We start from the raw sequence: 22,050 nt of genomic DNA on the forward strand, positions 1-22,050 counted from the left end.
AGGCTAATCAAACTCCTCCTTGCTTATCGCTACCGACGGATAGTGTGGCAAGCTACTTAGATCTGTATCCAATGGCAAATCATAGATAGCCAGATAATTGTCTGGATATTGAATCTTTAATTCCTGATATTTGGCTTTTACTTTTTCATGGTCGGCGCTGGCAAAGAGCACTTCTACAACAGCAGTTTCTTTGCCTTCTTCCACAAAAGCATTGACGATGATTTGAATCATAGAAACCTCCTATATCACAATTCAACATCTAATTTTAAAATGTCTCCCTTTTCTCCATAATGGAGAAGCCGCAGATATTCTCCCCAAACTCTGGACTTGCCAATGTCTGTATTCATCCAGCTGTCCCGACCAATCTCAACATCCTTGTAAAAGGCATTGAAGGTATATGGAATGTAGCGAAGATGCTTCGGTAAGTGCTGAGCCAAGGTCCGCCATTGCCTACCAGTCGCGTGACTTTTGTAAATGAACATAACGGTCTCAACAGTTTTAAAATCAAAAATTTCTTTGGCAAACAGTACGTTTTCTAAAGTATTGCTAGAGGAGCTTTCAGATTTAATCGCTTCTTCAGGAATGCCCGCAGCCAGCAGATGCTGAATAATAACCTCTGCCTCTGTATGTCCATTCCAATCTGGATGAGGCATACCTGTCAAACTTCGACCGCCGGTCACAATAATTCGTCTTACATAGCCTTTTTGATAAGCTTCAATAGCTTTTTCCCAGTGACCTGGGTGAGTCCCACTGAAAACAAACAAAACATCACACGACTGAGGTTCGATTATTTTCCCGAAAACACTCTTAGTTAAAAAGGAAATTTCTTTATCAGAGAACTCTTTCGGAACTTCTGGACTTTTCGGGATAATTGGTCTCATCTATAACATTTCCTCCACAGAGTTTTCTTAAAAATCAATCCCTTCTAGCAGTAGTTGACTGACTTCTCTTGCTGACTTTATCAGCTACGACAAGCCTAGTCAACCTTTCAGGGGTAAGACGACGGACCTTCTAACTGGGGTCCTGTCTTACTCCCCAAACTCAATCACGCTATCCGGCGCATCACTAAACAAAGTCACATGCCCCATCTTGCGGTTGTGCTTCGCTTCTATTTTACCATACAGGTGGAGGTGGGCGCTTGGATTTTCTGTGACATATTTCTCTGCGACCTCCACATGCTGGCCGAGTACGTTGAGCATGACGGCTGGCGCATGCAGGTGGATAGCTGGCAATGGTGCTCCAAGGACGCCCAGAATATGGGTGTCAAACTGCGAGAAGTCGCAGGCTTCGATAGAGTAGTGGCCAGAGTTGTGTGGGCGTGGGGCAATCTCATTGACGATGATGTCATCAGCGGTCGCAAACATTTCCACGCAGAGGGTACCAGATAGCTTGAGCTGTTCTGCGATTCGCACCGCCATGGCTTTGGCCTTGTTAGCTAGACTTTCTGAAATGCGGGCTGGCACAATGGTCTTAGACAGGATATTGTTGCGGTGGATATTTTCCTGAACTGGGAAAACCGTCACATCCTTGCCATTTCCAGATACGATGACAGAAATTTCAAGATCAAAGTTGACGAATTCTTCCAAAACGCAGTCTGCTGAATCAGCTAGTGCATAGGCTTCTTCCAAGTCTGCTTCTGAGCGAATGACCTTTTGACCATGTCCGTCGTAGCCACCTGTCGCAGTCTTGAGAACATAGTTTTTGGACAGGTCAATATTTGCCAATTCTTGGCTAGAAGTCACGACTTTGTAGGGTGCAACGGTAACTTGAGCCTTGTTTGCGAGAAAGTCCTTTTCAAAAATCCGATTTTGAGAAATGCGGAGCAGGTCCGTCCCTTGAGAGAGGTGACCATCCTTGATAACGGCATCCAAACCGTCCGCATCGACATTTTCAAACTCATAGGTCAGGACATCGCAACGCTCAGCCAGCTGACGCAGGGCGTCCACGTCATTATAAGGCGCCACAATGACCTCAGCCACACGAGAGGCTGGACAGTCCGCCACAGGATCCAGCGCAATGACCTTGTGCCCCATGTAGATGGCAGAAATAGCCATCATCTGGCCCAGCTGACCGCCACCGATGATTCCGATTGTTTTAGATGAGCTCATTGCTAGACTCCTCAGCGATTTTTCCTTGTTCTTCAGCAAAATCTGCTAGCGCTGCTGCCAGGTCTTGGTCTTCAATGGCCAAGATTCGCAGGGCAGTCAGAGCAGCGTTTGTCGCTCCCGCTTCCCCAATAGCCATAGTTGCAACTGGCACACCGCCCGGCATCTGCACAATCGAATAAAGAGAGTCCAGACCGCTGAGCGCGCGTGATTTGACTGGTACACCGATGACAGGCAGAGTCGTTTTGGCCGCTACCATACCTGGCAAATGGGCTGCACCACCAGCACCTGCGATAATGACCTTGATGCCACGACTGCGAGCTTCTTCGGCATGCTGAAACATGAGATCCGGTGTGCGATGGGCAGAGACGACTTTCTTTTCGTAAGCTACACCAAAGCGGTCTAAAACTTCAGCTGTTTTTTGCATGGTAGCCCAGTCGGATTTGGAACCCATGATGATGGAAATAATTGGTTTCATATTTTCTCCTCTGAATAAACTAATTCTTTTGCTCAATATTTTTTACAGTAGCTGATTCAACACTATAATGTTGAACAGTCTGATTAACCAGATTTTCAACGCTCTTAGGTTTTATCAATAAACGAAGTATAATTGTCACAAGAGGTATAATGCTCGGCAAATCCTTCCAGACAGGTGTCAACACTTCTTCACTATCACGTCTTAAAAGCCAGTACTTTATTGTCTGCAATATTTTTCTTCTACTTTTCGTCTTCTCAGCTGTTCCAATAATCAAAGCCATCAGACTATGCGTCTCAACGCCTGCTTGACCAAGAATGACCTCAGATTTAGCGTAGCTGTGACTGGCTAGTTCTATCATGATTTTTGGAAAATTAACTCCTGCTTTATAGGCGTTAGCAGGCTCTACCATTCTAGGGTTACACTCTATATAGTAAAATTGGTCTCCCCTACGTATAAAATCTAGGGTTAGGCAACCATGCCATTGTATATATTGTCCTAATTTTTCAACATGCTCTCTCGTTCTTTTAGATTCTATGCTTAATCTTGCCGCAGCTGAACCACCCGCGCCAGAACCTACTTTTACGCTAGAATGCACTGCGAGTAATTCTCCATGATCAAACACTGCTTGAACCTGACCATAGTCTCCAACTATGTCTTGCTGAACCATCCATTCCTCATCACTCGCTGTTAATTTGCTCGTCACTTCAGCCAAATCTTTCTTACTTGAAATCTTATAAACCGAGCGACCGGCAGTACCATAATCTGCTTTCAGCCAATAAGGATAGTCTAGCAGGATAGAGTCTACATCTTTCACGTACTCCCACTTAGGTGTGGGAAGTCCTAATAAATCCGCAGTTTCAGCAAAAGCAATCTTTCCAGCCAACTTTTTAAACTGCTCTTTATCAGCAAGGGCGATTGGTAGCGATTGAGGCAAAAATTGTTTCCCATTTGCCAATAACCAGCCTTCTTCATGTGTTGGCAAAATGGCCTTGTAATTGGTTTTATGAAGCAACTGACTAACCTGTCTCAGATAATCTACAGGAAAACGATTCACATCAACTATCGGAACTCTATGGGTTAGACGACTGAAGTATGCAATGGAAAATCTTCTAGGAGATAACACATCAATTTTATAGCCTTCTTTCAACAAGACTGTCGAAGTTTCTCGTGAGGTCAAGCTTGAACCTTCTAAAAATAGCAACCTATTTTTCATTTTTCAAACACCTGAAGTCTATTTTTAAGCCTCACGGCTAAAAGTTTCATAGATTTGATTTACAAAGCCTTGCTTCCGATGTCTGTTCGGTAGAAGAAGCCTGTGGTGTCTTGTTTTTCTAGTTGGTCGTAGATTTTTTTCTGCGCAGCTGAGACGGTATCTGCTGTGGTGACCAGCATGTACACTCGGCCACCATTCGACAGCAGTGCTCTGCTATTTCCCGTAAACTTAGCCCCAGCATAGTAGGTGATAATGTCGCCGTCTGTCTTCTCCGGCAGAGGCAGGCCTTTCTCATAGTCCAGCGGGTAGCCCTCTGAGGCGACAACCACTCCAAGTGTCACCCCCTCATCCAGCCAAGTGATAGTCGGCTCCTTCTTGTCCAAAATGTCCGTGATGTTCTGTGCAAAATCAGAAGTCAGGCGCGGCAATATAATCTGTGTTTCCGGATCGCCGAAGCGCGAGTTGAACTCAATGACCTTAGGGCCATCGGCTGTCAAAATCAGCCCAGCGTAGAGCACGCCAAGATACGGACGCCCCTCAGCTATCATGCCTTTGAGAACCGGCTTGATAATCGTCTCAACTGACTGATCCACCACGCTTTGTGGCAAGTGAGGAACTGGCGCATAGGCTCCCATACCGCCTGTGTTAGGACCCTTGTCCCCATCGTAGGCCCGTTTGTGGTCTTGTGCTGTCGGCATAATGTAGAACCTGTCGCCATTGACAAAGGCAAAGAGGGAAAACTCCTCGCCGTCCAGAAACTCCTCGATAACCACACGTGCACCGCTGTCGCCAAATTTATTATCCAAGAGCATCTCGTGAGCGGCTTCGACCGCTTGCTCCACTGTCTCCGCAACGACCACGCCCTTGCCCAGAGCTAAGCCGTCCGCCTTGACCACGATAGGCGCTCCTTGCTTTTCGATGTAAGCTTTGGCTTCCTCAAATTCGGAAAATGTGCCATAGGCTGCTGTTGGCACACCGTATTTGACCATAATTTCCTTGGCAAAATCCTTGGACCACTCCAGCTCCGCTGCTAAACGAGATGGACCGAAAGCCTTGAGCCCAGCTTGGTTAAAATCATCTACAATTCCAGCTGCCAGGGCATCATCCGGACCGATAAAGGACCAAGCAATATCATTCTCCTTGGCAAATTCGATCAGTCTTGAATGTTCGGAAATTCCAATGTTTACCAAATCCAACCCATCCAAGGCCATGCCATCATTTCCAGGTGCGACAAAAACCTGCTCCACATCCCGATACTCCAATAACTTCTTAGCAATCGCATGCTCACGACCGCCCGAACCCACAACTAAAAGCTTCATAGCTAAGATACCTCTATGTTCATATCATAGGCGCTTACGCACCAAGCTAACACATCACGTAAAAATATCGCATTTTTACGAATTATTTATATAAATTATATCACAATCGTTCGTTTTATTCCATTTTAATGAGAAAAATAGGGAGAATAAGATGAATTTTAGGGAAACGAAATAGATTGCGGTTCCAGAAATCTTCACAAAACAAAAACGCCTCATCATGAAGATGGGCGAAGTAGAGCAAAAATTCCTCAAACAAAAGATAATTAATTTTTTCAGGTAGAAAACCTACCATTCATATGAAATACGGCTTATTTGTTTTGTCTTTATATCAATTACATCAAAGCACTCTGGTATGAATATAGCTAAATTGAAACCTTCTGGATTCATAACACTACGGAATTCAATTCCTTGAAAGGCATATTGTTCAGGATATTCTTCTGAGACTATAGATCTGACAAAATCAGCTATATATTGAGTTGGGAGATAATCTAAAACATCATCAGACTTTCTCATTACTCTCCCCATCTCATAATCAATTTGTTTTAGATGCTTTTTATTAATTGCCAACTCAGCAATATCATCAATAATCCCATCTTGAAAGGGACTAATTTCATTGATTTTTTTAAAATCAATAACTGTTATAGGAGACTTTAATTCAAAAGTCCCAATGCAGACATGGTCATATAAACCTGTTCTAGTTTCATGTATCGCTGTTTTTTCTGTATCACCCAAATATAACGTCACAATCCCTCTTGCATTCGCTCTTCCATCAGCAGATTTAGCTTTAGGAGGTGCACCTATTTCTTTTGACTCAAATTGTTTTCTATCTTTTGAAATTCTACATCTAAAGAATTGTTCTCCTCCTGAATAAATCTTTTGGATAGCTTCACAATACTTTGCTAAAATACCTTTATTAATCTGGTTAGAATGAAAACGATTATTATATTTAATATCTTCAACAAAACATTCCCAACCCTTACTGAATAACGAATGCTCCTGTAAATAGATAGGATCATACATTTTATCTACTCCAACAGGTGAGTTTAACAAGTTTGGAATTTCTTCAAACAGTTCTTTACAAATTTCTGAAAGCATTTGATAAACCTTATACTCATCATTAGTAGTAAATATGTTCCAATTTGTTGCTACTTCAGTTTTTAATAGCGTCTCTTGCCCAGGTTGGAAATTTTCTATTTTTTCTATTGGAGAAAAAATAGAAATAAATGAACTAAAATAATCAATTAAGTAGTTATCTTTCTGCGTATCATAAACAAAGTCATTCACATTACTACATGAATCACAGCTGGACTGTCTTCCAGCTATGATTACTTGAGATTTAAGAATTTCATCTGCAAAGCATTTTTGACAAAACTTCATTAACTATCTGTCTCCATTATTTTGATCAAGATATTTACCAACCAATTCAATGTGATGCATAATGGATAACTTCTTAACAGTCCCTAAACCTGGGTAAGAACCTGTGGAATGTAGCTTTTTGAACTCACTAATAGCAAAAGTTTCAGGAATCTTTCCTTCATTTACTTTGTACATTAATTTAGAAAGTGCTTCACCAAATTTTCCTGCTGGATCTGTATAATCTAAATTAGAATCCGAGACAAAATGAAATATACGAAGGTCCTCTTCTTGGTTAAAATAAACAATATGAATAGCAACTGCATATGGAGCAAAACCGGATTCATTATATTCAGCCCCCACTATTGAATAGTCTGAAAAACCTGTATATCCATCAGATACAAAATCTTTATGGTCAACTGAGAAAAATTCATCATCTCTATCAGAATAATCTGTATTCCTTGGTAATCTAACAAAATTGTCACTAATCTTGACTTTATTTCCCTGAACTTCCCTTTTTAATCTTCCTGATTCTGAAATAAGATTGTACGCCGTTTCTTGACCCCTATAATTTTCGTTATATCCTTGTAAATCATCAGGCTTCTTACATACTGTTATTTGTTTACCAATATCAGTAATAGACTTAAAATTATCTTCTAAACTATAATCCTTACTCATCAACGAAACATAATAAAAATTCTCATTATCGTCAATCAACCTATCCAATCGAGTAGCAAGATTACTTTTAGAAGAATCTCTATATTCCTCCAAAAAAGATCCTACATCTGGATTCATTACAATAGAACACTTCTTCCCCCTATCTTTAAACCCCTCCAAAGTACTTACTAGTGTAGGAGATAGTCTTACCGGTTCAATAATTGGAATAACATTGTTGCTTAACTTATTATTTTCTAATAACTCTCTGAGCGCTATTAATTCATATTGCCGACCTCTTAGGTATGGAAAATACATACTTTGCTCCTCCTATTTTTGTAAAAATTGTGCAAGTGCATCATAATCCTTTGGTTTAAAGTTCATGAAATACACCAAAAACTTGAGTTCATATGGGACCGCCGCAAACAATTCTTTATTGATTGGATTTCTTTTTTTCAGTTCAATTAAAAAATCTGAATAAAATTGCTCTAGTCGAATATCTTCAGTTAGTTGCCTACAAACATCGTAATAATCGAATTGAGAGACCTGAGGTAAAGAACCAAAACGCTTCTCAATAATACTTTCATATTCGCGTTTCCGAAGAATACTGAAAATGACATCTCTATCTAAATCATTATTGTATTCCTTGGGTTCCATCACTGTTTTAATTTTTACGTTTTTTTGTAGAATATATAGACCAATAGGTTTATTAATCTCAGCAATTTTTCTTTTTGCCATTTCAATGTTCTTTTCGTATGTCACAATGGCAACATGGTTAAAAGCTTTATAATATTCATTGATTTGATTTTCAAGCCTGTCAAAATTGTCTAATTCTGTTTTTATTTCATATACAACTGCTTTCCCATTAATTAAAATAAAATCCGGTTTCGCTCTACCGACAGGTATTTCTGTTAAAGCTGTTGTAGTATTGACGCTATGTATTCCTAATAAACGTTTATTCAAAAGAGTATTCTTATAAAAATATTCGTTCCGATATGTTTTAGACAATTCTTGATAAACGCTTTGGATTGTTTCTAAATGACTCGTCTCTTCTTTTGATATTCTTTCAAAAACTTCGTCTTTATTATATTTAAGAAGATTACTTATAGTAGCCCTTGAAAAAAATCTATTTAATAAATAGTTTGTTTTAACATTCACTATAGTTACCTCCTCTCATTTCTTATAAAGATTATACCATAATTCAACTTACTAAAGAAACTATCTAAGCTATTTTATGTGGTTACACTCAAAATTTTCATGAAAATATAACCATCAATATTTCTAAAATAATTCGTCTTTTCATTCTCATACCTCATCAAATAGTTACTTTAATCAGATTTTTGATAATCAACTGCAAAAATTTCATGACAATTTCATCGTCTAGAATATTAGCAACAATATGATAATTTCCGACACGATAGCATTATTTACCTGAATAATCAGTGGTAAGCCCTCCTCTATATTATTGGGAATTTTTGGTACCTTGCAAGTGATTATCAATCTAGAGTAGAATGATAGAATGTGTATAAGCATATAATTCTTTTAACTATTTTGGAACCTTCTTTGAATAGATTACATCATAGGTAAATTTCTTCAGTATGGATTGTTTTTTTCTCCTTTTTGAGTGGATTATACCCATTGTAGACAAAAGATATTCAGGGCTTGTCAAATTTATTATCATTCTCAAATAAGTTTTCCGAATAATACAGGTGGGCCCATCCAAAAACATTCTCACAAAGGAGTTTTATGAAGAAATATCAAAAACTGTTTTTATTATCCGGAGCTGTCCTAGGTCTCTTTGCAGGCCACTCAACAGTTCATGCGACCGAAACGCCTGAATCTGAAGTCAAAATTCTAGGTCCTACTGATCGTGCCAGCAATGTCGATGTGACTGTGAACGATCGTACAGCTTCTATTAGTTATACCCGTTCCCAAGCACAAGAACCTTATCTTATTGCTCATGCTGTTTGGTCTGAAGAAAACGGACAGGATGATTTGAAATGGTATGATACACCACAAACACCCATCACTGACATTGACTTAAGCAACCATCCAGGATATGGTACGTTTCATGTTCATACCTATATACGGATAGGAGAGCGCTTGGTAGCTCTAAATGCCACTACCTTTCATGTAGATAAACCAGCTAGTAAAACGAATGCATCCGTCTCAGGAGGTACAGGGCGCATTAGCTTTTCCCGCAACAAAGACCAAGCTCACTCAAAGATTGTCCATGCTGTCTGGTCAGAAGAAAAAGGCAGCGACGACCTTCAGTGGTATGACGCAGGAGAAGAATCAACTGAATTTAATCTTTCCAAACATCGTGGTTATGGACGATACTTCGTTGACACTTACGAAAATGTAAACGGAAAAATGATTTTCCTATCTGGTACTACGTTCCATCTTGAAAATCCGAAACCGATAATCGAAACCAGCTTCCCTCAGACCGGCATTATGGAAATTACTGTCAAAAACGTACCCGATACCATGCATCGAATTGTTCTTCCAACTTGGTCTGATAAGAAAGGGCAAGATGATCTGCAATGGTACGAAGCAAGCAAAAATCCAGATGGTAGCTACAGCGCTCGGGTGGAACTCAGAAAGCATAACTACGACACTGGGGCTTACAATATCCACCTTTACGGCCAAAGCTATGTTCAACCGGAATCAACTGGTATAACAGGAACGACAGTTGAAGTTGACAGTGGAAAATTACCTTCGGACGAGGAACAGAAACCTCTTTTTACGGTGGAAAATATCAACCCCAAACAAGGGACCTACACCGTGAAAACTACCGAAACTAGCTTATCTAAACCTATTCAATCTGTTCGGGTGCCAATTTGGAGCACTAGCAATCAGAGCAATCTTAAATGGTATGCAGCCACTCCTAACGGAGATGGCTCCTTCAGCGCAACCTTTGATATCCGTAATCATCAGGCTTTGTCTGGAACCTATAACAACCATGTATATGTCACCTATAAGGACGGCAGTGAGCGTAGCTACGCAGCAGATGCCGTCTCAATGTCTACCGACCAAATTCAAGCCAAGGTTGCAGTCAGGAAAACTGAAGCTAATCGCTATGAGGTGACAGTGACAGACGCCTACGGAGATGGCGATATTATTCTGCCAACTTGGTCAGAAGTCAATGGGCAAGATGATATCAAATGGTATACCGCCAATAAGGTCGGCAATGGAACATACAAGTTTACCGTAGATACTCAGAATCACAAGGGAAGCGGTCTATTTAACACCCATGTCTATCGTAGAAAAGCGGGACAGTTAATCGGCCTGACTGGAACTAGCTATCATGTTGAAAAATCAAGCGTTCAATCAGCTAATATTCAGCCTAACTATGCCGCTGCTAATGCGACAACCTATCCTGTCGGTCAATGTACTTGGGGAGCCAAGGCTCTAGCTCCTTGGGCAGGAAATTACTGGGGCAACGGCGGTCAATGGGCAGCTAGTGCCAGAAGAGCTGGATTCCGTACCGGCAGTACGCCTGAGGTTGGCGCCATCGCCTGCTGGGATGACGGCGGCTACGGCCATGTCGGTGTCGTCACGCATGTCGAATCCAATACCCGCATCCAGATCCAAGAGTCTAACTATCTCGGCAAGCAGTACATCAGCAACTTCCGTGGCTGGTTTGACCCAACTGCTTCCTACTGGGGCCGCCTGACCTATATCTACCCTAAATAAGTCGCTTTCGCATTCCTCAAAACCACTTCAAACCAGTGCTTTGAGCAGACTGCTCCTGCTTAGTTTGCTCATGATTTTCATTGAGTATAAGTCTACTCAAAAATCCTCGGCTCAACCCGAGGATTTTTTATATTTCTTAATGCCTAAAATGCCGTACGCCAGTGAAAATCATGGTTAAGCCATGCTTGTCAGCCGCGATAATAGATTCCTCATCACGGACGGATCCACCAGGCTGGATGATAGCTTTGATACCAGCGGCTGCGATTTCTTCAATATTGTCCGCAAAAGGGAAGAAGGCGTCAGAAGCCAGAGCGGCACCGTCAAGGCGATCTTTGGCTTGCTCAATAGCAATCTTGACAGAAGCCACACGGTTAGTCTGACCGGGACCGACTCCCAGCACCTGACGGTCATTGGTGATGATGATTCCGTTGGATTTGACATATTTAACGGACTTCCAAGCAAATTCCAAAGCCACGCGCTCCTGCTCACTCGGCTGGCGCTTGGTCACGACCTGCCAATCAGCTGGATTTTCCTCGATAACATCTTGATTTTGCACGAGGAGACCACCCAGAACACCGGTCACTTCCTTCTCTGCTCCAGAAGCTGCCTGCGCATCAAAAGCCAACTCCAAAATCCGCAGATTTTTCTTTTTATTGGTCAAAATCGCTAGCGCTTCTGCCGTGTAGCTCGGTGCGATGATAATTTCCAGGAAAATACCGTGCATCTTCTCAGCTGTCGCAGCGTCTACTTCGCGGTTGAGGACGACAATTCCACCAAAAATAGAAACTGGATCAGATTCATAAGCATAGTCCCAAGCTGTCTCTATATCATCCGCCTGACCAATACCGCAAGGATTCATATGTTTTAGCGCCACAACAGTTGGCCGATCCTTGAAATCACGAATGATGCGAATGGCCGCATCGGCATCACGGATGTTATTAAAGGACAACTCTTTCCCATTCAGCTGCTTGGCCGAAGCGATGGAATAGTCCAGTGGCAAAGCAGTCTGATAGAAATCCGCATCTTGCTGAGGATTTTCCCCATAGCGCATGGGCTGCTTAAGCTCATAGGTCAGAGTCAGTTTTTCTGGCTTGCTTTCGCCCACCTGATCCGTGAAATAGTCTGCAATTAAAGCATCGTAAGCTGCTGTGTGACGGAAAACCTTGGCGGCTAAGCGTTGCCGCGTTTCATAGGTCGTTTGGCCATTTGCTGCCAACTCTTCCAGAACAAGAGCATAATCAGCCGGATCTACAACAACCGTCACGCTGGCATGATTTTTAGCCGCAGAGCGCAGCATAGAGGGGCCACCGATGTCAATATTTTCCACCGCGTCCGCATACTCCACACCTGGCTTGAGAATGGTTTCTTTAAAAGGATAAAGGTTGACCACGACCAGATCAATGAGCTCAATCTGATTGTCCTTAGCCGCCTCCAAGTGGCTATCCAAATCCCGACGAGCCAAGAGACCACCGTGAATGTTTGGGTGGAGAGTCTTAACACGGCCATCCATCATCTCTGGAAAACCAGTCACATCATCAATGGCAATGGTGCCCACTCCTTCATTGTCTAGGGCCACCTTGGTACCACCAGTTGAGATGATATCCCAGCCCAGAGCTTTTAGCTCTTTCGCGAATTCTACAATGCCTGTCTTGTCTGAGACACTGATCAAGGCTTTTTTCGTCATTCTATTCCTCTTTCTTTAGATCCAAGCGCATAGCGACTTCGTTATTCTCTTCTATAAATCCTGTTTCCTGAAAACCCAGACTAGTCAGCAGGCGCTTCATTTTTTCATTTCCAACCACATAATCTGCGATAATATGACTACAAGCTCTATCCATCTGAGCCTTTTTGATCAGAACTTCCAAGGCTTTTCGACCATAGCCTCTTCCTTGGTACTGCTGACCAATCATTATCCGCCAGATAAAGTATTCCGCTTCATCCTTGTCTATTTCCAGTAGGAGAAAGCCAACCACTTGCTTATCCCAATAGATTGCCATCGGAAACACATCTTCATTTTTCCGGTAGAGCCATGCGTCAGCTAAAGAGCGCACATTTGGAGCTACGAAACGTGCTTGTTCATCAGCTTCTGATATTTTCAAATCCAGCACTGCCTGAAAACTGCTCTCATCTACTAATTTCAGCTCAATCATTTTTTCTCCTAGCAATATTGCACAATCAAAACTTGATTTACTTCTTACCTTCTCCCTACCCCTAAACTCTCCAGCACTTGAGGATAGAGTTGATACTCGGCGGCATGGATGCGTTCTTCAAAACTTTCCAGCGTATCCTCAGCTAAACGCGGCACGCGCACTTGCTGGATAATCTTGCCAGTATCCACACCCGAGTCCACCCAATGAATGGTCACGCCGCTCTCAGAGACGCCAGCCTGCCAAGCATCCTCAATGCCATGAGCTCCTGGAAATTCAGGCAGATAAGCAGGATGAATGTTGATAATCCGGCCTTCATAAGCTGCCAATAAGGTTGGTCCAACGATTTTCATATAGCCTGCCAGGCAAACCAAGTCAATCTGGTGCGCTTCTAGTAGGTCTACAATAGCTTGCTCGTAAGCCACCTTACTGTCAAATTCTCTGAGCTCAAAGGCATAGCTTTTGACACCTAGCTTATCCGCCCGCTCGAGCACATAGGCATCACGATGGTCTGAAAAGACAAATTCAACAGGAAACTGCTCAGCAATCACTTGGAAATTTGATCCATTACCCGAAGCAAAAACGGCAATTTTTTTCATTTGATAAGGACACTTTCATTTTCTTTTTTGACAATCCGGCCAACTTCATAAACAGTCTCGGCAAGAAGTTCTTTGACACGATCCACATTTTCAGGCGCTACAGCCAAAATCATCCCTAACCCCATATTGAAGATTTCAAACATTTCTTGGTGCTTGATGTGACCATATTTTTCTAAGGCCTTAAAAATCGGCAAGACTGGAATCTTGTCTTCTTCAATCTCAGCAGCCAAATCATCAGCAAACATGCGGGGCACATTTTCGATAAAACCACCACCAGTAATATGGGCAATCCCATGAACCAGCTTTTCCTTAATCAGCGGCAGCAAAGCCTTGACATAGATACGAGTCGGCTCAAGCAACACTTCCTTGAGTTTTTTACCTTCCAATTCTGGCAGTTCTTCCTCACCCGTATAGTCCGCAAAAACACGGCGGACAAGGGAATAACCGTTTGAATGGATACCGCTAGAAGCCAGCCCCAGAAGGACATCGCCCTCTGCAACTTTAGAACCGTCAATAATCTCCGACTTCTCAGCAACCCCGACAGCAAAACCAGCCAGATCATAATCATCTTCACCGTACATGCCAGGCATTTCAGCGGTTTCCCCACCAATCAAAGCAGCTCCAGACTGAACGCAGCCTTCAGCCACACCAGCCACCACTTGCTCTAGTTTTGCTGGTTCATTTTTCCCAGTGGCAATATAGTCTAGGAAGTAAAGGGGCTCAGCCCCTGCAGCGACGATGTCATTGACACACATAGCCACACAGTCCTGCCCAATGGTATCGTGCTTGTCATACTGAATGGCCAGCATGAGCTTGGTTCCGACCCCATCCGTACCAGAAATCAGCACTGGCTCCTTGACCCCAGTCTGAGACAGGTCGAACATTCCGCCAAAGCCACCCAGCGCCCCCATGACGCCAGCCCGCTCTGTACGTGCTACATGTTTTTTGATTCGCTCAACAACTTCGTAACCCGCTTCAACATCCACACCGGATTGAGCGTATGCATTTTTATTTGTCATAATTTTCTTCCTTACTCTTATTTTTGAAAAAGATTGCGACAACTACCGCTGACCTTGTTTTAATAAAAACTCGTCTTCTCTTTCAGGCTTTCCAGATAGCGCTCTTCATAGTCATAGAGCGGAGTTGGGTACTGACCGTCAAAGTAAGCCACACAAAGCCCGCCATTCGGAGCGTCCGTCTCAATACCAACTGATTCAATGAGACCTTCCAGCGACAGGTAAGTCAGGCTGTCAGCCCCGATAATCTCACAGACCTCATCAACCGTATGGTTGGCCGAGATGAGCTCGCGCCGATTCTGAATATCAATGCCGTAGAAACATGGATATTTAAGTTCTGGACTGCCGATAGCCACATGGACTTCAGCAGCACCTGCATCTCGTAGGAGCTGGACAATACGTCGGCTGGTCGTTCCCCGCACGATAGAATCATCCACCATGACCACGCGCTTGCCCTTGACAATGCTGGAAACAGCAGATAATTTCATACGAACTCCTTGCTCTCGCAACTCCTGCGTCGGCTGGATGAAGGTCCGTTGGATGTATTGATTTTTAATCAGACCCATTTCATTTGGCAGACCAGACTCTTCGGAAAAGCCAGAGGCCGCTGACAGGGAAGAATTAGGCACACCGACAACGATATCTGCCTCATGCTGGAATTCCTGAGCCAGTCTGCGGCCCATCCGCTTGCGGGCTGCATGGACATTGACCCCGTGAATGACGCTGTCCGGCCGAGCAAAATAGACATATTCCATTGAGCAAATAGCCAGCTGGGTATCTGCCGTATAGCTATCGTAGGTCACGCCTTCATCATCGATAATCACGATTTCCCCTGGCTCAAGGTCACGAACCCATTCGGCACCCACCACTTCAAAAGCACAGGTTTCACTGGAAACGACCCAGGCCCCATTTTTCATACGGCCGATGGACAGAGGACGAAAACCGTTAGGATCCAGCGCAGCGTAGAGCTTGTCCTCTCTCATGATGAGGTAGGCAAAGCCGCCCTGAACTCGTCTCAAGGATTCCTTGAGTTTGTCTAAGAAATTTTCCTGCTCGCTATGGCGAATCAAGTGCATGAGAATTTCCGTATCAGACGAACTGGCAAAGATGGAACCTTTCTTTTCCAACTCCCGTCTCAGTGAATGGGCATTTGTCAGATTACCATTATGCGCCAAGCCCATCTGCATATCATAGAAACTGAAGAAGAAAGGCTGGACATTGTTGATGGAGGCCCCACCAGACGTTGCATAGCGGACATGGCCGATGGCTGCTTCTCCTGTCAGATTATCCAAATCTGCTGGGTTTTTAAAGACCTCTGCAACCAATCCCAAATCGCGGTGGCGTTTGAGCTTTCCATGGTCGTTTGACAGGATGCCTGCTCCTTCCTGACCGCGGTGCTGCAGGCTATGAAGCCCGAAATAGGTGACCTGAGCCGCCTGTGGATGACCCCAGATTCCAAAAATACCGCACTCTTCATTCAGTGACTTTACTTCGTATGTCATTGTTTTACCTAAATTCTTTTGTCTTGTAAAAGGGAGAAAACCTGGCCTAACAGGCCAAGCAGACTCCTTCTTTGATTGCTTGCTCTTGCAAGCCAGCTTTATTCGTGACTCGCTTGGAAATAACGAACGGCGCTTTCAAACAATTTCTGGTCTTTCTGACCTGGAATATTTTGGAAAAGGCCGTCTTCATAACGTTCTGAGTGGCCCATCTTCCCGATGATTTGGCCGTTCTTGCTCATAATCCCTTCAATAGCGTAGAGAGAGCCGTTTGGATTATACTTACTGTCCATGCTTGGCTGACCATCAAAGTCTACGTACTGACTCCAAATCTGACCATTGTCACGCAGCTCAGCAAATTCTTCTGCTGTCACGACAAATTTCCCTTCACCATGAGAAACCGGAATGGCATGGATATCTCCCACTTGCACACCAGCCAGCCAAGGCGAGTTGGTATTGGCAATGCGGGTTTCAACCATCTTGGCCACGTGCTGGTTGGCATCATTGTAAAAGAGAGTAGGACTGCTAGCCCCTGCTTCTTCAAAGTTTCCGTAAGGAAGAAGACCAGATTTAACCAGAGCCTGGAAGCCATTACAGATACCAATGATGAGACCGCCGCGAGCGATGAAAGCATCGATGGCTTTCTTGACCTTCTCGTTGAGAAGGATATTGACGATAAACTTAGCGGATCCATCTGGCTCATCTGCAGCAGAGAAGCCACCTGCAAAGAAGATGATATTTGCCTTGTCAATGTTGTCAACCATGGTGTCAACGGACTGAACAATGGCTGCTTCATCCAAAGTAACGAATGGAACTAGATTGACCTTGGCTCCAGCTGCTTCAAAGGCTTTGGCTGAGTCGTATTCTGAGTTGGTTCCAGGGAAGACTGGAATATAAACCAGCGGCTCCGCCACTGTCTCTTTGGCTTTGATAACTGTATCAGCGACAAGAGCCGGCACTTCTTCAATAACTGTTTCCTGTTTAAATTCTGTCGGGTAGATAGACTCTAGTCGGCTTTCAAAGCTTGCCAAAAGCTCTGCTCCCTCAAGCTGGACACCATTGACAATCAGTGTAAAGTCTGGCTTGGTCTGACCGATCTTCACTGCGCCTGGAATATCCTGCTCTGGACTGGTAAAGACAAATCCGCCCAGTTGCGCCTGCAAAACGGAAGGCAAGTCAGCAACATCCACTTGAGCACCGATGCGATTACCAAAGCTCATCAAGGCCAGACTCTCTGCCAGACCACCGTATTTGACAGCAGCGGCGGCGGTAATCTCATACTTGGCCTGAATATCCGCAAATTTTTCAAAGTTATTCTTGATTAAGTCAAAGTCAATATCCTGAGACAAGACCTGTCCTGGCAGATAGTAGATAGACTCTCCTGCCGCCTTAAACTCTGGAGACAGGATGCGTCCAGCAGTAGAAGTTGTCACTCCAAAAGCCACCAAGGTCGGCGGTACGGTCAATTCTTCAAAAGTTCCGCTCATGGAATCCTTACCACCAATAGACGGCAAACCTAGCTGAATCTGAGCTTCAATCGAACCAAGCAGAGCAGAGACCGGCTGTCCAAAACGCTCAGCCTGCTTGTCCATCCGCTCGAAGTACTCCTGATAAGAGAAGCGAGCCTTGGACCAGTCCGAACCAGCAGCAACCAAGCGAGCTGTCGCTTCAATCACTGCATAAGCTGCTCCATGATAAGGAGACCAAGCTGCCACAAAAGGATTGTAGCCCTGCGCCATCACAGATACAGTCTCAGTCTTGCCATGCTCAACTGGCAGTTTCTGCACAGAAGCCTCAGTCGGCGTGATTTGGTAGCGCCCGCCGATAGGATGATTGACAGTAGAGCGGCCAACAGAACTGTCAAAGATGGTCTGCAGCCCCTTTTGACTGGTATGATTGAGGTCGCTGAGTAAGCTCTTGAGGTCCTGTTCCAGACTTGCTTCAGAAGTCACAGCCTGCCCTGGCAATGTTGCTTGAGCATCCACAACCTTGGCATCCACAACCACGCGCACACCATTGGTATCCAGAAAACTCCGCTCAATATCAACGATGGTTTCCCCATTCCAGTGCATGACTAGATTTGGCTTTTCCGTCACTTTTGCTACTACAACTGCCAGCAGATTTTCCTTAGCTGCTGCAGCGATAAATTGTTCCACATCTTCTGGGCGTACCACTACTGCCATCCGCTCCTGTGACTCAGAAATCGCGATTTCTGTACCGTTAAGGCCTTGGTATTTGAGCGGTACCTTGTCAAGGTCAATTTCCAGCCCGTCTGCCAATTCACCAATAGCTACGCAGACTCCGCCAGCCCCAAAGTCATTGGATTTCTTGATGAGACGAGTCACATTGCCATCGCGGAAGAGACGCTGAATCTTGCGCTCCTCTATAGCATTTCCTTTTTGGACTTCCGCACCAGCCGTCTCCACAGACGCAGCTGTCTGTACCTTGGACGATCCAGTCGCTCCACCGACACCATCACGGCCCGTCTTGCCTCCCAGCAAGATGACCACATCACCTGTTGCTGGTTTTTCACGGACGACATTTTCCTTAGGAGCCGCACCGACAACTGCCCCAAGCTCCATCCGCTTGGCTACAAAGCCTGGATGGAAATACTCACGAACATAGGTCGTTGCTAGACCAATTTGATTCCCGTAAGAAGAATAGCCATGTGCAGCTGTTTTAGAAATGACCTGCTGAGGGAGCTTGCCAGTCCGCGTTTCAGCAATCGGTTGAGTAATATCGCCCGCACCTGAAATCCGCATAGCCTGATAAACATAAGAACGACCAGAAAGCGGATCACGAATGGCTCCTCCGATACAGGTCGCAGCCCCTCCAAAAGGTTCAATTTCTGTTGGGTGGTTATGGGTTTCATTTTTGAACATCAGCAGCCAAGGCTCCTTGATACCATCCACATCCACTTCAATCTCCACTGAGCAGGCATTGATCTCATCAGACACTTCCATGTCATCCAGACGGCCATTGGCTCGCTCGTAGCGACCAAAAATAGTCGCCATATCCATAAGAGTCTGCGGTTTGTCCCCACGTCCCAGCTCATCGCGCATAGCCAAGTATTTATCATAAGTGGCCTGCAGTTGCTTTTCAAACTTAGAAGCTGAAAAATCAATCTTCTTCAACTCTGTCTCAAAGGTCGTATGTCGGCAGTGATCAGACCAGTAAGTATCTAAAACCTTAAGCTCAGTCTCTGTCGGAAAACGGCCAATCGACTTGAAATAGTCTTGAATGAAGAGCAAATCTGCCACTTCCATAGCCAGACCATGCTCCTGCTTGTAGGCTTTAAAGTCCGCTTCCGTATAGTCCTTAAAGAAGTCCAGAACCGGAATGGTCTTGTCAGACTCAGAGAACTGCTCCAGTTGGATCGGCTGCTCAATATCTTTAAAGCGTGAATCAACTGGATTCAGCAAGTATTTCTTGATTGCTTCCAACTCGCTGTCTGAGATGTCTTTATTGACCAAATAAAGCTGAGCTGTCCTCACCAGAACATCGGTCCCAGCACCGAGCAAAAAGAGAGCCTCCTGAGAGCTGGCTGCCCGCTGGTCAAACTGACCCGGCAACGCTTCGATGGCAAAAAACGTTGTCTCTGCAAGTGCATCCTCTACTTCCTCCTCCGTCAGCAATCTATCAGTCACCTGCTCAGAGAAAATATGCTTTTCAGCCCGAGCGACCAAATCTTCTGCCAGATGAAAGACATCATAAACTTGAATCATCCGAAGATCTGACAATGTTTTCAACTGAAGATTATGCGTCAGCTCTCTCACCAAGCTCTGTGACTTCACACCGAAGTTGCTCTTCTTCTCTACAAAAATACGCTTGTCCATGATTTTTCACACCCTGTCCTTACTTAATCGCCTGCAATTTTTCCCAAACAACCTGATAGACATCTGTCAGTTCACCAAGGCCACGCCGGAAAACATCCTTGTCCATGTGATGGCCTTCCGCATCCCAGAGGCGGCAATTGTCTGGTGAAAATTCATCCGCCAGAATAATCTTGCCATCTTTGTCAAAGCCGAACTCTAACTTGAAATCAATCAATTTCAGTCCGATTTGGCGGAACCAGTCTGACAAGAGCTTGTTGATTCGACGAGTCTCCTCTTTCAAAAAGGCAATTTCTTGATCGCTAGCAATCTTCAAGAATTTCACATGCTCGTCATTGATGAAAGGATCGTCCAAATCATCATTTTTGTAATAAAATTCCACAATTGGAGTTTCAAGCGCGATACCCTCTTCTACTCCAAAACGTTTGGAAAAAGAACCCGCTGTGTAGTTGCGCAGCACCACTTCCAAAGGAATAATCTCTACTTTTTTATTTAGCTGGTCCGTATCCGAAACCTTCCCAATAAAATGCGTCGCCACACCAGCTGCATTGAGTTTCTCAAAAATAAAAGATGAAATCTGGTTGTTGAGCACTCCTTTACCAGCAATCTGCTCCTTCTTGACTCCATTAAAAGCCGTTGCTTGGTCCTTGTAGCGTGCCAGAATGACTTGCTCATCATCTGTAGAGAAAATATCCTTGGCTTTTCCCGAATATAACAACTTATTAGACATTTTAATATTCGCCTTTCGTGGTTTTATACCCTCATTCTATCATCTTTAAATACATTTTACAAGAAATTCCGTATAAACTTTCTATGCCCATCTAAAGAAATCGTTTCCTTTCCAAGATACGAAAAAAGACCGGAAAATACCGATCTTTGATTTTTAATGCTGCTTCTTCAGTTTTTCGTGGATATAAGCCACTACATTGGAAATTGTTTTGAAGTTATCCATATCCTCATCAGGAATCTCAATATCAAAAGCTTCTTCCAGATTGATGATAAATTCCATCAAATCCACAGAGTCCACTCCCAGTTCTTCTTTCAAATTCAACTCTGGAGTGACATGCAGCTTACTGCTGTCATGTTCTTGAATGATTTCGACAATTTTTGCATAAATTTCTTTTTCGCTCATAGTTACTCCTTTGCATCTGAAAATTCAATGACCGATTTACCAACAACATCTGTTTCCAGCATGGTCCTAATCTGACGAATCGTGCTATAAACAGCCTTAGCATCGCTAGAGCCATGCGTTTTGACAACAGGCGCTTTCAAACCGAATAGAACTGCACCGCCTGCACTAGAATAGTCCAGACTATTCTTGAGTCCTCGCAGGCTGTCCTTGAGCAGCCAAGCTCCCAATTTAGCCTTGAAACCACCGCCCAAAATAGATTTCTTCAGCTGACCCATGATACTGATAGCAGTTCCTTCGATTGATTTCAGAACGGCATTACCAGTAAAGCCATCTGCAACGACAACATCCGCCACATCATCCATTAAATCACGCGCTTCCACATTGCCGATAAAGTTAAGTGTTGAATCCCCCGACAAAATCTCATAGGCTTCCTTGCGTAGAGGGTCGCCCTTACTGCTTTCCGTTCCGTTATTCAAGAGACCTACCCGCGGCTTCTTGATTCCTCGGACATTTTCAGCATAGAAAGAACCCAAAGTCGCATACTGGTGTAAATGATGGGCTGTGTTTTCAGCATTAGCTCCCAGATCCAGCATATCAAATCCTTGACCGCCAACCGTTGGCATAGTAGATAAGAGCCCAGGTCGGTCAATATTCTTGATACGCCCTACGATAAAGAAACCTGCCGCTAAAAGTGCTCCAGTATTTCCAGCAGACAGCATGGCATCTGCTTCCCCTGCTTTCACAGCCTTGGCTGCCAGAACCATACTAGCCTCTTTCTTCTGACGAATGGCCTTTGTCGGCTCGTCGTCCGAGTCAATCTTTTCCTCCGTGTGGATGATGCGGACCCGCTCACCAGCAGTCAGATAAGGCTTAATTTTCGCCTCATCGCCATAAAGGAGAATTTCAATATCCGAAAACTCCTGTACCGCTCGATTGACTCCTTCCACCAAAGCCTGAGGGGCATTGTCCCCTCCCATAGCATCAACAGCTATTTTTTTCATTCGAT

19 protein-coding genes are annotated in these 22,050 nt (G+C 44.1%); 1 reads left to right on the forward strand and 18 read right to left on the reverse strand.

Features of this window, described 5'->3' with window-relative positions; genetic code table 11:
* Positions 1 to 3 precede the first annotated feature (3 nt).
* From FOC72_RS09995 to FOC72_RS10035, 9 genes are all read right to left on the reverse strand, one after another.
* Positions 4 to 231, reverse strand: a complete 228-nt coding sequence (locus FOC72_RS09995) for a hypothetical protein (protein WP_002894363.1) — start codon at positions 229 to 231, stop codon at positions 4 to 6.
* Between the two features lie 14 nt (positions 232 to 245).
* Complete coding sequence (locus FOC72_RS10000) at positions 246 to 881, reverse strand: YdcF family protein (RefSeq protein WP_002894360.1); 636 nt, start codon at positions 879 to 881, stop codon at positions 246 to 248.
* A 147-nt stretch (positions 882 to 1,028) separates the two neighbouring features.
* The gene (gene purK / locus FOC72_RS10005; protein ID WP_002894358.1) at positions 1,029 to 2,108 is read right to left on the reverse strand and encodes a 5-(carboxyamino)imidazole ribonucleotide synthase; all 1,080 of its coding nucleotides are present in this window, start codon (positions 2,106 to 2,108) and stop codon (positions 1,029 to 1,031) included.
* The gene (purE, locus tag FOC72_RS10010) at positions 2,095 to 2,583 is read right to left on the reverse strand and encodes a 5-(carboxyamino)imidazole ribonucleotide mutase (RefSeq protein WP_002894355.1); all 489 of its coding nucleotides are present in this window, start codon (positions 2,581 to 2,583) and stop codon (positions 2,095 to 2,097) included. The genes purK and purE overlap by 14 nt, the downstream gene beginning before the upstream one ends.
* Positions 2,584 to 2,602: 19 nt before the next feature.
* A complete protein-coding gene (locus FOC72_RS10015) occupies positions 2,603 to 3,796 on the reverse strand; it encodes an ATP-grasp domain-containing protein (RefSeq protein ID WP_002894352.1) in 1,194 nt (397 codons plus the stop codon).
* 59 nt (positions 3,797 to 3,855) lie between these two features.
* Positions 3,856 to 5,115, reverse strand: coding sequence for a phosphoribosylamine--glycine ligase (purD, locus tag FOC72_RS10020; RefSeq protein WP_002894350.1), 1,260 nt, complete (start codon positions 5,113 to 5,115; stop codon positions 3,856 to 3,858).
* A 285-nt stretch (positions 5,116 to 5,400) separates the two neighbouring features.
* Positions 5,401 to 6,492 carry an RES family NAD+ phosphorylase gene (locus FOC72_RS10025; RefSeq protein WP_002894344.1) on the reverse strand — a complete coding sequence of 364 codons (1,092 nt, stop codon included), beginning with the start codon at positions 6,490 to 6,492 and terminating at the stop codon, positions 5,401 to 5,403.
* A 3-nt stretch (positions 6,493 to 6,495) separates the two neighbouring features.
* Entirely contained in the window at positions 6,496 to 7,440 is a 945-nt protein-coding gene (locus tag FOC72_RS10030; protein WP_002894342.1) for a sce7725 family protein, read from the reverse strand.
* Between the two features lie 12 nt (positions 7,441 to 7,452).
* Positions 7,453 to 8,280 carry a sce7726 family protein gene (locus FOC72_RS10035; RefSeq protein ID WP_002894340.1) on the reverse strand — a complete coding sequence of 276 codons (828 nt, stop codon included), beginning with the start codon at positions 8,278 to 8,280 and terminating at the stop codon, positions 7,453 to 7,455.
* A gap of 588 nt (positions 8,281 to 8,868) precedes the next feature.
* Between FOC72_RS10035 and lytF the strand changes: the two genes are divergently transcribed.
* Positions 8,869 to 10,818: a murein hydrolase LytF gene (lytF, locus tag FOC72_RS10040; RefSeq protein WP_002894339.1), complete on the forward strand. Its 1,950-nt coding sequence runs from the start codon at positions 8,869 to 8,871 to the stop codon at positions 10,816 to 10,818.
* 136 nt (positions 10,819 to 10,954) lie between these two features.
* On the opposite strand, the gene purH is transcribed toward lytF, so the two are convergent.
* The 9 genes from purH to plsX all read right to left on the reverse strand — a co-directional run bounded on the left by purH (position 10,955) and on the right by plsX (position 22,045).
* Positions 10,955 to 12,502 carry a bifunctional phosphoribosylaminoimidazolecarboxamide formyltransferase/IMP cyclohydrolase gene (gene purH / locus FOC72_RS10045; RefSeq protein ID WP_002894337.1) on the reverse strand — a complete coding sequence of 516 codons (1,548 nt, stop codon included), beginning with the start codon at positions 12,500 to 12,502 and terminating at the stop codon, positions 10,955 to 10,957.
* Position 12,503: 1 nt separating this feature from the next.
* Positions 12,504 to 12,968 (reverse strand): GNAT family N-acetyltransferase, encoded by a 465-nt coding sequence (locus tag FOC72_RS10050; RefSeq protein ID WP_002894335.1) that lies wholly within the window; start codon positions 12,966 to 12,968, stop codon positions 12,504 to 12,506.
* A 44-nt stretch (positions 12,969 to 13,012) separates the two neighbouring features.
* Entirely contained in the window at positions 13,013 to 13,564 is a 552-nt protein-coding gene (gene purN, locus FOC72_RS10055; protein WP_002894333.1) for a phosphoribosylglycinamide formyltransferase, read from the reverse strand.
* Positions 13,561 to 14,583 (reverse strand): phosphoribosylformylglycinamidine cyclo-ligase, encoded by a 1,023-nt coding sequence (gene purM / locus FOC72_RS10060; protein WP_002894331.1) that lies wholly within the window; start codon positions 14,581 to 14,583, stop codon positions 13,561 to 13,563. The genes purN and purM overlap by 4 nt, the downstream gene beginning before the upstream one ends.
* Positions 14,584 to 14,642: 59 nt before the next feature.
* Positions 14,643 to 16,082, reverse strand: coding sequence for an amidophosphoribosyltransferase (purF, locus tag FOC72_RS10065; RefSeq protein ID WP_002894330.1), 1,440 nt, complete (start codon positions 16,080 to 16,082; stop codon positions 14,643 to 14,645).
* Positions 16,083 to 16,180: 98 nt separating this feature from the next.
* A complete protein-coding gene (locus tag FOC72_RS10070) occupies positions 16,181 to 19,915 on the reverse strand; it encodes a phosphoribosylformylglycinamidine synthase (RefSeq protein ID WP_002894329.1) in 3,735 nt (1,244 codons plus the stop codon).
* A 19-nt stretch (positions 19,916 to 19,934) separates the two neighbouring features.
* Positions 19,935 to 20,642: a phosphoribosylaminoimidazolesuccinocarboxamide synthase gene (gene purC / locus FOC72_RS10075; protein WP_002894328.1), complete on the reverse strand. Its 708-nt coding sequence runs from the start codon at positions 20,640 to 20,642 to the stop codon at positions 19,935 to 19,937.
* A 153-nt stretch (positions 20,643 to 20,795) separates the two neighbouring features.
* Positions 20,796 to 21,044 (reverse strand): acyl carrier protein, encoded by a 249-nt coding sequence (locus FOC72_RS10080; protein WP_002894327.1) that lies wholly within the window; start codon positions 21,042 to 21,044, stop codon positions 20,796 to 20,798.
* 2 nt (positions 21,045 to 21,046) lie between these two features.
* Positions 21,047 to 22,045 carry a phosphate acyltransferase PlsX gene (gene plsX / locus FOC72_RS10085; protein WP_002894326.1) on the reverse strand — a complete coding sequence of 333 codons (999 nt, stop codon included), beginning with the start codon at positions 22,043 to 22,045 and terminating at the stop codon, positions 21,047 to 21,049.
* Between the last annotated feature and the right edge of the window lie 5 nt (positions 22,046 to 22,050).

The organism is Streptococcus sanguinis (genome assembly GCF_013343115.1).
In the GTDB taxonomy this organism is placed as follows: domain Bacteria; phylum Bacillota; class Bacilli; order Lactobacillales; family Streptococcaceae; genus Streptococcus; species Streptococcus sanguinis_H.

Bases quoted from the DNA above. Each gene is read 5' to 3' on its own strand.
- purC (WP_002894328.1), bottom strand. From the start codon at position 20,642: ATGTCTAATAAGTTGTTATATTCGGGAAAAGCCAAGGATATTTTCTCT.
- FOC72_RS09995 (WP_002894363.1), bottom strand. From the start codon at position 231: ATGATTCAAATCATCGTCAATGCTTTTGTGGAAGAAGGCAAAGAAACT.
- FOC72_RS10070 (WP_002894329.1), bottom strand. From the start codon at position 19,915: ATGGACAAGCGTATTTTTGTAGAGAAGAAGAGCAACTTCGGTGTGAAG.
- FOC72_RS10080 (WP_002894327.1), bottom strand. From the start codon at position 21,044: ATGAGCGAAAAAGAAATTTATGCAAAAATTGTCGAAATCATTCAAGAA.
- purM (WP_002894331.1), bottom strand. From the start codon at position 14,583: ATGACAAATAAAAATGCATACGCTCAATCCGGTGTGGATGTTGAAGCG.
- plsX (WP_002894326.1), bottom strand. From the start codon at position 22,045: ATGAAAAAAATAGCTGTTGATGCTATGGGAGGGGACAATGCCCCTCAG.
- lytF (WP_002894339.1), top strand. From the start codon at position 8,869: ATGAAGAAATATCAAAAACTGTTTTTATTATCCGGAGCTGTCCTAGGT.
- purH (WP_002894337.1), bottom strand. From the start codon at position 12,502: ATGACGAAAAAAGCCTTGATCAGTGTCTCAGACAAGACAGGCATTGTA.
- purD (WP_002894350.1), bottom strand. From the start codon at position 5,115: ATGAAGCTTTTAGTTGTGGGTTCGGGCGGTCGTGAGCATGCGATTGCT.
- FOC72_RS10015 (WP_002894352.1), bottom strand. From the start codon at position 3,796: ATGAAAAATAGGTTGCTATTTTTAGAAGGTTCAAGCTTGACCTCACGA.
- purN (WP_002894333.1), bottom strand. From the start codon at position 13,564: ATGAAAAAAATTGCCGTTTTTGCTTCGGGTAATGGATCAAATTTCCAA.
- purK (WP_002894358.1), bottom strand. From the start codon at position 2,108: ATGAGCTCATCTAAAACAATCGGAATCATCGGTGGCGGTCAGCTGGGC.
- FOC72_RS10000 (WP_002894360.1), bottom strand. From the start codon at position 881: ATGAGACCAATTATCCCGAAAAGTCCAGAAGTTCCGAAAGAGTTCTCT.
- purF (WP_002894330.1), bottom strand. From the start codon at position 16,082: ATGACATACGAAGTAAAGTCACTGAATGAAGAGTGCGGTATTTTTGGA.
- FOC72_RS10050 (WP_002894335.1), bottom strand. From the start codon at position 12,968: ATGATTGAGCTGAAATTAGTAGATGAGAGCAGTTTTCAGGCAGTGCTG.
- purE (WP_002894355.1), bottom strand. From the start codon at position 2,583: ATGAAACCAATTATTTCCATCATCATGGGTTCCAAATCCGACTGGGCT.
- FOC72_RS10030 (WP_002894342.1), bottom strand. From the start codon at position 7,440: ATGTATTTTCCATACCTAAGAGGTCGGCAATATGAATTAATAGCGCTC.
- FOC72_RS10025 (WP_002894344.1), bottom strand. From the start codon at position 6,492: ATGAAGTTTTGTCAAAAATGCTTTGCAGATGAAATTCTTAAATCTCAA.